The following is a 14,281-nucleotide window of genomic DNA, read 5'->3' as shown; positions in this document are numbered from 1 at the left end:
GTAATCTTGCTAATTGGTTATTATATCTAGTGAATATCGATTTTGATTTTATGTAGGGGGCTGTTTATGGCTGTTATAGGTATAGATTTAGGTACGACAAATTCTTGTGTTGCAGTTATGGAAGGGGGTGATGCAAAAGCTATTGAAAATAGTGAAGGAGCAAGAACTACACCTTCGATAGTTGCGTTTACTGATTCGGAGGTTTTGGTTGGTGATCCAGCAAAACGTCAGGCTACTACAAATGCTAAAAATACTATATATGCTAGTAAGAGGCTTATAGGACGTAGGTATCAAGATACACGTGATATTAAAACATCTTACGATATAGTATCTGCGAAGAATGGTGATGCTTGGATAAAAGTACGTGATAAAGATTATTCTCCTAGTCAAATTGGAGCTCTGATTCTAGAGAAAATGAAAGAAACAGCAGAAAGACATCTTGGTTGTAAAGTTGAAAAAGCTGTGATTACAGTCCCTGCGTATTTTGATGATGCACAACGTCAAGCAACAAAGGATGCAGGAAAGATTGCAGGACTTGATGTTATTAGAATAATTAATGAACCTACAGCTGCTGCTTTAGCTTATGGATTGAATAAAAGTGACAAACAGAAAGTGATAGCCGTATATGATTTAGGTGGTGGTACTTTTGATGTGTCAATCCTGGAAATAGCTGATGGTGTTTTCGAAGTTAAATCAACCAATGGTGATACAATGCTCGGCGGTGAAGACTTTGATCATGCTATTATGGAATATTTAATGGATGATTTTAAGAAAAGTACTGGTATTGAGCTACATTCTGATGCTATGGCAATGCAAAGAATTAAGGAAGCAGCGGAAAAAGCTAAAATAGAATTGTCTAGCCGTATGGAGACTGATATAAATTTACCATTCCTTTCTAGTGATAGTACTGGGCCTAAGCATTTAAGTTTGAAGTTAACTAGAGCTACGTTTGAGAATTTGGTAAGTGATCTTGTAAAAAGGACTATTGAACCGTGTAAAAAAGCATTGAAAGATGCTGGAATATCTGCAGATAAGATTGATGAAGTTGTATTAGTAGGTGGTATGACTAGGGTACCTAAAATAATACAAACAGTAAAAGAATTTTTTGGAAAGGAACCGCATAAAGGAGTGAATCCAGATGAGGTTGTTGCTATAGGTGCTGCAATACAAGGTGGTATTCTTGCTGGAGATGTAAGAGATGTATTGTTATTGGATGTAACTCCTTTATCTTTAGGAATAGAAACTTTAGGTGGTGTATTTACTCCATTGATTGAAAGAAATACTACGATTCCTACAAAGAAATCTCAAGTATTTTCAACAGCAGAGGATGGTCAAACTGCGGTGACTATTAAGGTATTCCAGGGTGAGAGGAAAATGGCAAATGACAATAAATTGCTAGGCCAGTTTAGTTTAGAAGGTATTCCTCCAGCTCCTCGTGGTATGCCTCAAATTGAAGTCACGTTTGATATAGATGCAAATGGGATAGTACATGTTTCAGCAAAAGATAAAGCTTCTGGTAAGGAACAAGCTATTAGAATTCAGTCTTCAGGAGGTTTGACTGATGATGAAATTCAAAACATGATTAAAGAAGCTGAAAGTAAGGCTGAAGAAGATGAAAAGCGTAAAAAGTTTGTTGAAGTAAAAAATAATGCTGAGAATTTAGTACATTCTACAGAGAAATCTTTAAAAGAGCATGGTGATAAAATTTCCAATGCTGATAAGCTTGATATTGAAAATGCTATCAGAGATCTAAAAGATTGTATTAATAAGGATAATATCGAAGATGTAGATAATATGCAAAACAAGCTTGATCATCTGATGAAGGTATCCATGAAATTAGGGGAAGCTTTATACTCTAATACAAGTGGTGCTACAGCAGGTAGTACTACTGATACAGAATCTACATCATCAACAAATGATGATGGATCTAAAGTTGTGGATTCTGATTATCAAGAGATTGATAAAAAAGATAGTAAGTAGATTAATTAATACAAGTTGATAGATGCATTGTATTATGCTAGGATCTTATGGGAGTTTCTGTATTGTACGTTGAAGTTAAGTTAATTCCTCGAGCTCGATTGATTCTTTAGGGGACTGTCACTGTTAGTTAATGGGAGCTAATAAACGGTGCCCACCTTAACTTAAGTCTCAGGATATTCAGAGCGTATGCGGCAATGGCGGTTTCTCCCTGTAAGATTTTTTGTTTTTCTAACAAGATCTTGATATGTCTAATAATCAGTATAATTTAAATGAAGAGGAAATTTTAAGTTTTGCCGCTATTGATTTATTTAATATAGTGCTAGATGTAGAGAAATATCCAGATTTTCTTCCATGGTGTAGAGCAGTATATATAAAAGAGTACAGGGAAAAAATGATAGTGGCTGACTTGTTGGCAAGTTTTAAAGGGTTAAGTGGTCAATATACTTCGTATATCACATTTAGTCAGCCTACTGTAGATCAACCAGGATGGATAAAAGTTGAAGGAGGAGAAGGTTTATTTAAATTTTTGTATAACCAATGGACTTTTATCCCACAAGAAGAAAATAAAACATTAGTGCAGTTTTATATAAGTTGTGCTTTTAAAATGCCTATGTTGCAATCTGCTTTTAATTTGGCCTGCGACTATGCATACAAAAAGATAATTTCTGCTTTTAAAAACAGGGCAACTAGCCTATTGCAAAAATAACTCTAAAAAAGGTGAGTACTTAATGAATATTACTGTACGCTTACATTGACGCTAAAGGCAAAATCATAAGTATAGATGAAGCAATTACATCAAGTCATCTCTCTAACGTGTACTTCTACATTACTATGTTCAGTAAGTACTACATTTGCTAGCATTGTATTAACCCCTCCTTCATCTTTATGTACTATAACTACGCTGCGCCTAGTACTCTTCTCCCCCCCCCCCTCCTATACTAAATACTGGTATTGATGCAGCATAGAGAGGATCTTGTTGTGGTGTTTGTGATTGCGTAGCAGTAGAACCAATGATACCAGTAAATTTTTTTTTAAGGTATGACTTTGTAAGCCACTTTCTAGATTGTGGTTCACCTGTTCCTCTTCTCATGGTACCTATAGTATCGTATATGTGCTGTTCTGACCCGCTACCTGTTGTACCGTGTCCTTCTCCAGTACCTATTTGTGGTAATCCACCAGGCTCATTAGCATATATGTGACTTGTTGGTCTTTTTGGTTTATGTAGTGGTGCAGAAGAGGATGTTATGCCGCCTACTGCGCCGTGTTCTTCTTCGCTACCTACTTGTGTAAGTGATGGTCCAGTAGGTACATGAGAATATACATTAATTCCTGGATATGGTGGTGCAGAGGGTGATACACCACCTACTGCACCTTCTTGTGCACCTGATAATTCTACATCACATGTTGCTTTTTCTTCAGTTTTATGTGTGTCTATGTCTATAAAAATAGCATTTTCTAATCCTCCAAGGGTCTTTAAGGCTTCTTCTTCATTAAAGTTTTTGCTGCATTTTACCATACGGCCTGCAAGTAACGGTTTACATAGAATGAACTGACCAAAGCTACTTAAGTCGAAATTGACATGACAAGATCCTTGTTGTTTTACCCCGGAATTTGTTAGAATATCATATAATTTTTGTGCATGTGGTTCTTCTGCTAGAAAATATGCACCTATCTCAAAAATTGGTGTTGGGAACCAATCATAAACAAATGTAGATAACAATTCTTTTATTGCTTCATGTTTCTTTACTGTCTTGGAAGAGAAGGTGCATTTCAGGTAAAACAGTGTCTTACCTTCTGGATTGCAACGATGACCCTTACTTTTACTTTTATGAACAATTAAATTTCCATTACTGTCTGTATTTCCTATACACCGGAAACGGTATACAGTTATTTTGCTCCTCATGTCATTTAAATCTTCTATGACACGCTGATGTAAGTCTTTTGTATACTCTGGATCGTTATTAAGTAGCATATATTTATTCTATTAGGTTTCACACTGGCTTGAGTATAGTAATATAATTGCATCATGTAAATATTTTATGTTATTTTTATTATATATATTTGCTTGAAAAGTATCTTACACAATATAGTGCTATGTGTAGATCCTGTAACTTAAAGTTGATATTACATAAGTTGTGGGTAATATGATCTATAAAATTAGGTAATCTTTTTAATGTTAAGTATAGATGATATGTACTGTAGTTAAACTTACTACAAAAAATATGGCAATTATACGTATGTTTCATAAAATTATTTATACATAATGTAGAAATGTATCTTTGTGTATTAATCTGATAGGAAGATTAGTTATATTTAATTGATCCGAGATATGTTATTATCCTTAATATACACTCATTTAAAATGTTTGTTATGTTGGTTATGTATATATAAAACTTTGGAATTAGAGGTACGCAGTGTTGTTTCCAGAGTACTAGTAGTAATGAAAATCAACATCATTGCAAACTTGATATGTGTTAATATAGGCAATTGTTACTATTAGAGTGTGTTTAAGGGTATTTGTCACAAAGATGTTCTATCTCATGTGCAATATTAGTGAAATAATTTATGTTTTGTACTAATAATAGGCTAGTAGGAATAGGTTGTGGTGATTCTGTAGTGCTTGTCGTTCCTCCTGATGCACCTTGTTCAATAGAATCTATCTGTATGTTTTCTGTCATTTCTTCCATGGTAATATTTGTGCTACTTGTTTTATTTTTGTCTGATTTTTTTGATAATCTTTTGTAACTATCTGTACTTGTAAAAAGTTTTCTGGCTTGTGGTGATGCGTCAAAAGGTGAAGGTAATGTTGTAAATTTGGCATCATGTAATCCACCAAATTTCTTTAAAGCTGCTTCTTCATCGAAGTCTAAGTCCAGATTGTATAGTCCGTTGCCTACACGGGAAGGTTTGCATAATACAATCTCACCGATGTGTCTTATGTTTCTAGTGGGAGAGAGATATTTCTGTGTTAGCATACTAAGGTTATGTTCTTCTATTAACATATAAAGTTCCATTTCCATATTAGGTATAATAATGTAACTATCGACAATAGCACGAATAATACTGTTATGAAGAATTGCTTTGAGTAGACTCATTAATGACGGAGTGTTCATGACTCTTTTAGGAGATATGGCACATTTCATATGTAATAAGGATCTGCCTTTTCTCTCGCACAGGTCGTGTCCTTTATCTTTACTCACTATGATATTTAAAACACTATTTCTTTGTGTATTCCCTATACAGGAAATATCATATACATACATTTTTATTTCATGTAAGCAGCTTAAGACGGCATTATGTATTTTTTCTGTATTTTCAGGGTTATGTTTAAATAACATAAACTTACCAAATTAAATAACACACATTATCTGGTTATTGTGTATAGAATATGTATTATTGGTATGAAGATTTATATAATGATACTGACAGTATTCTAAAAAAATATTGTTTGTTGTTTAGATATAAGACCGCATAATAGTCAAGTTTGAACTATTTGGCTGACAAATTGTTATATGTTATTTTTTATATTTATTGATTTGATATGTAAAAAGATTAAGGAAAATATAATATCGTTGAGTTCTTGCATGGTAAAGCTTTGGAAACAAAATATTTATGTCAATTAAAATAGGTGTAATTTTGTAATTGATGGGTAATTATACTTAAAAAGTCCTGTTATAGCTTATAAAAGTTTTATATGGTATATGCGTATTTTTGCTATGTTAATAGACTGTTATTTCTTAATAAGTGGTAATTTATTTATCGTATTTTTACTTAGACTTTTTATTGAATTTAGTTTTTATAAAATGCAATTTAAGATAAATGACCATTTATTTAGTATGATGTAACACATGCATCAAAAATTTTACAATATCTTTTTGTATATTGCTTTTAGTATTTATATAGTATATTTTCCTTTATATGATTTATAATACTACTTGTTGTTTGTATAATAATTAGTATAACGTGTATTTTAAAGTAAAATGGCTATGAGTAATTATGTTGTTGACTTAGTTATGAGTTTCTTTAGCTTATTTTCTATAACATTAAATGACCTGTTATATCAAATGGGAACAAATGTAAATCTATATAATACTGTATTATTTTTTGTATTTTCTTTAGCTATTACTTTAATTTTTTTATATATTTCACAAATAAAAAAGCATGAGACAATTTTGTATCTCTTATATTATTTAAGTAGTATCATAGCTGTTTCTGCTGAAAGTTTATTGAGATTTGTCATCTCATTTGAAATCATGGCGTTAAGTGCAGTTATGATAGTTGCTATGGGATCTCATGGCAAGAATGCACATCAGGTTTTACATTATTCTTATATTCATTTTTTTGCTGGAGTTCTGTTGCTAATTGGTGCATCTGGTAATATGTTAGAACTATCTGGTATAGATTATAGTGGTTATTATGAACTGTTTTTTTTAGTAGGGATATTAATTAATTGTGCATGCTTTCCTATGTCATCTTGGGTACCTGATGCATATTCTTCAACGGCTTATAATGGAATTATAGTATTATCTGTTTTTACAACTAAAGTTGCAGCACTTGCATTACTGACTTTTTTTCAAGGAGAAAGAATTTTATTATTTTTAGGTATAGCGACAGCTATTTATGGAATAGTCTGTTCTATATTAGAAAATAATATTAAGCGTTTGCTTTGTTATAATTTAGTTGGGCAAATGGGTTTGGTTATTACTGCCATAGGCTTTTCATATAGTAGTGGAGTTTATGTTCGTAGTATAATTGTATGTCAAGTAGTGTTGTCTATTATATATCAAACTCTACTGTTTATGGTTGCTATGTCTGTAATAAATAGTACTGAAAAGTTTAATCTTAGCGAAATTGGTGGATTGTTAAAAAAGATGCAATTAGAAGCTATATGTTCTGTAGTTGCTATATTAAATATGGGGGCATTGCCTGGTACAGCTGGTTTTGTATCTAAGTTTCTGATCAGTCATAGTATCGATACTACGGATATGACTAATGTAATAGTTAGTAAATTGTTTTTAGTATGTAGTACATTGTTATTTATTAGCGTTGGTTTAAAATTTTTCTGGTTTACATTTATATCTCAGGCAAAAGGTCCTCTTATTCTTAATAAGATGAAGCACAATGTTGGTGCAAAAATATCAATGATTATATTAGCTTTTATTTGCTGTCTGTTAGGAGTATATGGAAATTACCATCTTCTCTATGGTTTAGGTCATGAACAACTGAATATACTATTGCAGGGTAGTATAGTGGTTGGTAGTATAATATTATTTATTTGTTGTCGTTCATTGTTAAGTGGCAGAATAAGTTTTACAATGGATTTAGATTGGTTTTATAGGATTTTACTAGTCCGATTTATATTACTTGTCGGTGATTTTTTATTGTATGTTTCCAGTATTGTTGTTAGCATAGTAAATCATGTATTGAATTATAGTAGATTATTGTTATGTGAAACTGATGGAAAGGTAGTAAACATATCAAGTTTTAAATCTTTAGGATTTACTATAATATTATCTATGTTGTTTATTGTTATTATGGTTAGCGTGTATTTATGTTTGAAACTTTAACTAGTAGCTTAACTGCAGTTCTCCAAAGAATGCAGAGTAAACATATTATTTCTTCTGAAGACTTTGATGCTGCTATGGAGGAAGTTAAGGTAGCTTTGCTTGAAGCTGATGTTGCATTATCTGTAGTTAAGGATTTTATTGGGAATATAAGAAATAAAATAGTTGGTGAAACTACAGTTAGAGGTGTGTTGCCAACACAAATGATAATCAAGAGAATACAAGATTGTTTAATTGAAGTATTAGGGGTTGAAAAACAAGATTTAAATCTTTCTGCTAAACCTTTTGCTGTAGTTATGATGGTAGGACTTCAAGGTGTTGGTAAAACTACGACTACAGCAAAGTTAGCATTAAGACTTAAAAATAACAATAAGGAAGTATTAATGGCATCTTTGGATTTATATCGTCCTGCTGCTCAAACCCAATTGGAAATTTTAGGAAAGCAAATAGAGGTTGATACATTACCTATTATTGAAAAACAACAACCTGTTGATATAGCTGCTAGAGCAATAGCGGTTGCTAATGAAAGTAATTATGATGTTTTAATATTTGATACAGCAGGAAGGTTGCATGTAGATGAAATGATGATGGAAGAATTAAAGGCTATTAAAAGTATTACTTCTCCAAGTGAAGTGATTTTGGTGGCTGATGCTATGATAGGTCAGGATGCTGTTAATGTAGTTAAATCATTTAATGATCATATTGGTATTACAGGTATCATTTTAACCCGTATTGATGGTGATTCTAGAGGTGGTGCTGCTTTATCGATGAAGATGTCTACTGGTACTCCTATTAAGTTTCTTGCAACTGGGGAAAAATTGAGTGATTTAGATGATTTTTATCCAGATAGAATTGCTAGAAGAATATTAAACATGGGTGATGTTGTATCTTTAGTAGAGAAAGCTACTGAAGCTGTAGGTAAAAGTGCTATAGATGAGATGCAGAAGAAGGCCCAGAAGGGTAAGTTTGACCTAAATGATTTAGTTCAGCAGTTAAAGGCTTTAAATAAGTTGGGTGGTATTAGTAATATTTTAAAGTTTATGCCTAATTTTGGATCTGCTGTTAAACGTCAAGTTTCTGGAATTGCTAATGATAGTAGAGTGAAACAGTACATAGCTATTGTTAATTCTATGACAAAGAAGGAAAGGGAAAATCCAAAAATATTAAATGGTGCACGTAAAACTAGAATTTCAAAGGGTTCAGGTGTGCCAATAAATGTTATTAATATGCTCATAAAGCAGTTTAATCAAATGAGTAGTTTAATGAATAAATTCAGTAAGGTTGACTATAATAAAATTAAAGATGCAGACTTCATGAATTTATTGAAAAATAATGAGTGATATTTGTGTATTTTAATTACAGGTGTTGGGAGTTTTAAATATATAAGATAGTTTTTCTATTTTTATTATTTGATAATGAAATAGTAAAGGTATAGGCAACTGATATTTTATGTATGTTTTTTAGGTTTTGAAATACAATATTATATAAGTATTTTATTTCTATGTGCTTATATAGTTATACGTATTAAATGTTTAACTTAAGTATATACATAAAGTCATTTTTGATTATTGACTTGATAATCTTATAGGAGCTGATTACTTATTAATATAAAGGATGCACTTGATATTATTATAAGTCAATGTGTTCCATATATTACTAGTAGTACTTATATTGTTTTTTTATTTATTAGCCTATCTATTTTTAATTTGTTAAAAAATTTTATTGCATAGAATATATTTTTAATGTGTAATACTAAGATATCTATAGTGTAGGTGGGTTACTGTTTTGACTTCTTACAGCAGTAGTTCTTAATTGTATTGTGATCTTAGTTATGCTTTTGTAGTTTTGACACAGGTCTTTTAATGTGTAGGTATATTTTAATTAGTTAATGCTAGCAGAAAAATATGGATCATATAGGTACAAAGTGTTCTATGAATGCTATAGTAGGGACTACTAATGCTGGGAAGTCAACATTAGTTAATCTATTAGTAGGACAAAAGGTTGCAGCAGTTACTTCAAAAGTACAGACTACCAGAGTTAGAATGCATGCAATATCAAACCATGATAATATACAATTGATATTTATAGATACGCCAGGTATTTTTTCACCAAAGACAAAATTAGAGAAATTTTTAGTAAAACATGCATGGATGTCTCTTAAAGGTATTGAAAATGTAATATTATTAGTTGATGTGAATAACTATTTAAATCAACATGTAAAAAAGATCATTAGTAGGATAAAACATTCTGGCCTTAATGCTATTTTAGTAATTAACAAGATTGATATAGTGACTAAGTCATTAGTTGATCAAGTTATAGAATATATGTATTCTTTACACAAATTTGATAAAACTTTTGCTATTTCTGCATTACATGGAACTGGTATTGATAAGTTAGTGGATTATTTGTGTGAGACTTCACCTTATGGTCCTTGGTTATATGCTGCAGATCAGATTAGTGATGCACCTTTGAAATTTTTTATGGCTGAAATTACACGTGAAAAGTTGTTTATAGCTTTACGTCATGAGTTACCTTATTTATTGTCTGTAGTAACTGAATTAGTTGAAGAAAAAGAAAATAATAGTTTGGTTGTCAAGCAAGTTATATATGTGACTAGAGATAGTCATAAGGTCATTATTTTAGGGAAAAAAGGTGAGATGATAAAAAGAATTGGTATGGAATCTAGGTCTGATCTTGAAGATATACTTCAAGTGAAAGTACATCTTTTTCTATTTGTAAAAGTGCGGGAATTATGGCAAGATCATTTGAATGAGTGTGTAGGATATGTTGAATAGTCTATTAGTTTTTGATATTGAAACGATTCCAGATGTAGATGTTTGTTGTAATCTTTTAGATAATTTTGATGATGTACATGATGTAACTGAAAAAAGAGATGCGTTAGTCAATTATCATCTTGACATTACAGATGGTAAAAATCCTTTTTTACGTCAGCTTTTTCATAAAGTAGTTGCTATTAGTTTTCTAAAAGCAGATATTAGGAAAGCAGGAGAATATGAATCTTTTCACTTACAAGAGATACGTTCAGGTGGTAAAATAGATTCTACAGAAGAGGATCTGTTGAGGGGTTTTTTTCAATATGCTTCATCTTTAAAACCAAGGTTTGTATCATTTAATGGTCGTACTTTTGATTTTCCGGTGTTGAAGTATAGAGCAATGGTATATGGAATACAAGCAGGGTGTTTGTATAAGATAGGAGATAAATGGAATAATTACTTTCAACGTTATAGTATTGATTGGCATTGTGATTTATTGGATTATTTATCTGATTTTGGAACTTCTGCTAGAGTAAAAATGAATGAAGTATGTTCAATTTTAAATTTTCCTGGCAAGATTGGTACTGATGGGTCAAAAGTGACTCAGCTATATGATGAAAATAAGATATCGGAAATTAGGGATTATTGTGAGACAGATGTCATAAATACTTATCTGGTATATTTAAGAATTATGCATCATCAAAATAGGATCACTACATTAAGTTATAATGAAAGTATAAATGACTTATTATCATATTTAGATACAAGTAAGAAAGTGCATTTGCAGCAATTTAAATTAGAGTGGAACAAAGCTTGTAGTGGAAATTTTTATCTTTAGTTATATTTAAATACGTTCAGTTAATTAATTTATATGTTTATCTATATATCATTATTTAATTAGTGGATTTTTTTGGAATCTGTTATGCAAAACGTAAAATACATATTGTTTTGGTTAGTTTTGATAGTTGTAGTTATGCTATTTAAGGGCTCTAATGATGACATTGTTTCTAATAGGTACCTTGATAAATTTTTCTCTGATAGTGTAACTAAAAGTGATAAAGTCCATTATACCAAAGAAGGTGGTGTTGAATTTTATCGAGCTAAGGATGGACATTTTTATATTACGGCAGATATACGAGGAGTACCAATAAAATTTCTTGTTGATACTGGAGCTACTGATGTTGTACTTTCTACAGAAGATGCGAAACAAATTAAAGATCACTTGAAATATTTAAACCGCAAAAAAACATATCATACAGCTAATGGTACGATAAAAGCATTGTATGTTGAAATATCTGAGATGCAAATAGGTAAGTTTCTTGTTAAAGATGTTAAGGCAAGTGTTAATGTTGCTCCAATGCGTACGTCTCTTTTAGGGATGAGTTTCCTACAATATTTTAATTTTTATATGAGTGGAGATAAATTGGTATTAAATGTTTATTGAAAATATAAGGTGTAGTAGGGAAATAAATATTGATAAAAATATTATTTTTTAGAGTACATTTTTTGAATGAAGTTGCAGGTTTCTTATATCAGTTGTGATCAATTAGTATTGACTCTTTAAGTAAGACATTTGAATTTTGTTATATATGATTATAAATGCCACTTTTTTGTTGTGGGAAAAATTTATGTAATGTTGTTTTATATCAATCTTTGAATATAACTGAATGCAGGTTTATTTATGTTACTAAGTTGTTAGATTGTTATTCTATATAAGTGTTAGCTGTAGAGGTTTGGGTTTTATGGAGAATAGATTAAGTAGATTAATTAGTTTAATGGGGGAATATGGTATTAATGTTTTATTGTTATATAATACAGATGAATATCAATCAGAATATATACATGAGAATAAGCAACGGTTGAAATGGTTATGTGGTTTTTCTGGATCACATGCTACTATAATAGTATCAAGTCAGGGAAAGCAGCATTTTTTTACTGATGGTAGATACACATTACAGGCTCAACAGGAATTGGATCTTAATTATTATCAGATACATAATGTGTCTGATATTACACCTTGGCAGTGGTGTATAGAAAATTTAAGTTCTGGTGTTGTAGTAGGATATGAATCTCAACTATTTACCTTAAGCCATATAAAAAAATATACAAATCATCATATTATTTTAAAACCAATAGATGACATTTTAATTGATAGATTATGGATTCGTGATTTTAATGTAGTGCAGAATATAGTAAGTCATGATTTACAATATTCTGGAGTTACAAGCTATGAGAAAGCTAATGAAGTTATAACATATTTGCATGGTAAAGATGCTGTATTGATTACAGACACTGATGTTATTTCATGGCTATTAAACATCCGTAATAGAGATTTTATTTTTAATCCTTCTGTGTTATCTCGGGCAATTTTATATCAAGATGGGAGAGTTGATTTATTTATTGAAGATGTTAAGTCAGTTAATTTTGATCATGAATATGTTAGAATATATCATATTCATGAATTGTTTAATGTTTTAGAACCTATACAGTCGATAGTAATAGATGCATCTACTGTGCCTATGAATATTTTTAGGTATTTGGATAAAAAGGATATATTAGTTAGGGATTTTGATACTTGTCTTGTAATGAAATCTAAGAAAAATGATACGGAAATTTCTGGTGCAGTTAATGCACATATTAGAGATGGTGTTGCTATAGTTAATTTGTTGTATTGGTTAGATGTTCAGTTGAGTAATAATCAAGAAATTACGGAGTTGGATGTTGTTTCACAATTATTGATTTTTAGACAACAGCAGGATTTATTCTGTGGAGAGAGCTTTGCTACGATTTCTGGATTTGCAGAGAATGGAGCTGTGATACATTATAAGGTCAGTAATGAAACAAATAAGCTGATTTGTAAAAATGGATTGTATTTATTAGATTCTGGTGGACAATATCTTGATGGTACGACTGATGTAACACGTACTATTGCAATAGGAAAGCCTACATGTGAACAAGTGACTAATTTTACTTTAGTATTGAAAGGTCATATAGCAATAGCAATGGCAATTTTTACTTCAAAAACTACTGGTGGAATGTTGGATATATTAGCAAGGCAGTATTTATGGAAAAATGGACTTGATTATCAACATGGTACAGGTCATGGTGTAGGTAGTTTTCTATCAGTGCATGAAGGCCCTTGTGCTATTTCTTATGGTAATAATGTTGTATTACAGCCAAATATGATTTTATCCAATGAACCTGGGTATTATAAAGATGGAGAATATGGAATAAGAATTGAAAATTTAATGTATGTTGAAAAATGTTGTGATAAATTTCTAAGATTTAAACAATTAACATGCGTTCCTATAGATTTAAACTTAATTAATGTTGATATGTTAAGCAAAGAGGAAGTTGACTATATAAATAAATATCATGATTTTGTATATACAACAGTTGCTCCATATCTGGATGCGAAAGTAAAAGATTGGTTATGGACCTCATGTCGTAGTATAAAATGATAATATAATACAAACTATAAGTATTGATACTAGCTATTATACTTTTTTATATTTATTGTACAATGAATATTGCTGTGAAGAGTTATGTTAATTTTTATTCTATAAAATAGATAAATTTAGTTAAGAGAAAATAGTTTATTTTTGAAAATAAAGCTTTTGTATCCTATTTATGCAATCATGGTAGTTATAAATCTTTGTTATCCTAATTTATCAGTATTTTGATTCTGAACTTGTTTAGGAATTTCTATAATGTCTTTGTATACTCTAGTTAGGTGTTATCCTGATTTTATTCTGTAGAAGAATGGGCTTTAAGGTATGATAGATGGTATATTTTAAAACAATGAAGTTTCATGAATTGTGTGTATTTGATTAAGAATATAATTTTTGCAAGATAATAAAAAATTGATAATTAGGTTTTAGTTGTAGTGTTGTGCAAGCAAGTTATGTGGAGTAGTTTTTTGTAGATAGGGTATGTATATAAAATGCTATTTAAATAGTTATG

10 protein-coding genes are annotated in these 14,281 nt (G+C 30.6%); 8 read left to right on the top strand and 2 right to left on the bottom strand.

Annotated features, from left to right (window positions below):
- Window positions 1-42: 42 nt before the first annotated feature.
- Both dnaK and EDL80_RS03055 read left to right on the top strand, forming a co-directional pair.
- Window positions 43-1,980 carry a molecular chaperone DnaK gene (dnaK, locus tag EDL80_RS03060; protein WP_196492731.1) on the top strand — a complete coding sequence of 646 codons (1,938 nt, stop codon included), beginning with the start codon at window positions 43-45 and terminating at the stop codon, window positions 1,978-1,980.
- 244 nt (window positions 1,981-2,224) lie between these two features.
- Window positions 2,225-2,686: a type II toxin-antitoxin system RatA family toxin gene (locus EDL80_RS03055; RefSeq protein WP_158406716.1), complete on the top strand. Its 462-nt coding sequence runs from the start codon at window positions 2,225-2,227 to the stop codon at window positions 2,684-2,686.
- Window positions 2,687-2,887: 201 nt separating this feature from the next.
- On the opposite strand, the gene EDL80_RS03050 is transcribed toward EDL80_RS03055, so the two are convergent.
- Complete coding sequence (locus EDL80_RS03050) at window positions 2,888-3,952, bottom strand: DUF3023 domain-containing protein (protein ID WP_158406715.1); 1,065 nt, start codon at window positions 3,950-3,952, stop codon at window positions 2,888-2,890.
- 535 nt (window positions 3,953-4,487) lie between these two features.
- Window positions 4,488-5,318: a DUF3023 domain-containing protein gene (locus tag EDL80_RS03045; RefSeq protein ID WP_158406714.1), complete on the bottom strand. Its 831-nt coding sequence runs from the start codon at window positions 5,316-5,318 to the stop codon at window positions 4,488-4,490.
- A gap of 648 nt (window positions 5,319-5,966) precedes the next feature.
- Here EDL80_RS03045 and EDL80_RS03040 point away from each other — a divergent pair.
- The 6 genes from EDL80_RS03040 to EDL80_RS03015 all read left to right on the top strand — a co-directional run bounded on the left by EDL80_RS03040 (window position 5,967) and on the right by EDL80_RS03015 (window position 13,779).
- Window positions 5,967-7,547: a proton-conducting transporter membrane subunit gene (locus EDL80_RS03040; RefSeq protein WP_230957184.1), complete on the top strand. Its 1,581-nt coding sequence runs from the start codon at window positions 5,967-5,969 to the stop codon at window positions 7,545-7,547.
- Window positions 7,532-8,884 (top strand): signal recognition particle protein, encoded by a 1,353-nt coding sequence (ffh, locus tag EDL80_RS03035; protein WP_158406712.1) that lies wholly within the window; start codon window positions 7,532-7,534, stop codon window positions 8,882-8,884. The genes EDL80_RS03040 and ffh overlap by 16 nt, the downstream gene beginning before the upstream one ends.
- A 564-nt stretch (window positions 8,885-9,448) precedes the next feature.
- Window positions 9,449-10,339 (top strand): GTPase Era, encoded by an 891-nt coding sequence (era, locus tag EDL80_RS03030; RefSeq protein WP_158406711.1) that lies wholly within the window; start codon window positions 9,449-9,451, stop codon window positions 10,337-10,339.
- Window positions 10,329-11,156: a 3'-5' exonuclease gene (locus EDL80_RS03025; RefSeq protein ID WP_158406710.1), complete on the top strand. Its 828-nt coding sequence runs from the start codon at window positions 10,329-10,331 to the stop codon at window positions 11,154-11,156. The genes era and EDL80_RS03025 overlap by 11 nt, the downstream gene beginning before the upstream one ends.
- Before the next feature lie 84 nt (window positions 11,157-11,240).
- The gene (locus tag EDL80_RS03020; RefSeq protein ID WP_158406709.1) at window positions 11,241-11,762 is read left to right on the top strand and encodes a TIGR02281 family clan AA aspartic protease; all 522 of its coding nucleotides are present in this window, start codon (window positions 11,241-11,243) and stop codon (window positions 11,760-11,762) included.
- A 298-nt stretch (window positions 11,763-12,060) separates the two neighbouring features.
- The gene (locus EDL80_RS03015; RefSeq protein ID WP_158406708.1) at window positions 12,061-13,779 is read left to right on the top strand and encodes an aminopeptidase P family protein; all 1,719 of its coding nucleotides are present in this window, start codon (window positions 12,061-12,063) and stop codon (window positions 13,777-13,779) included.
- The last annotated feature ends 502 nt before the right edge of the window (window positions 13,780-14,281 follow it).

Source organism: Ehrlichia ruminantium (assembly GCF_009728835.1).
In the GTDB taxonomy this organism is placed as follows: domain Bacteria; phylum Pseudomonadota; class Alphaproteobacteria; order Rickettsiales; family Anaplasmataceae; genus Ehrlichia; species Ehrlichia ruminantium_B.
The sequence above is the reverse complement of the archived record's forward strand: the minus strand, read 5'-3'. Positions and strand labels throughout refer to the sequence as shown.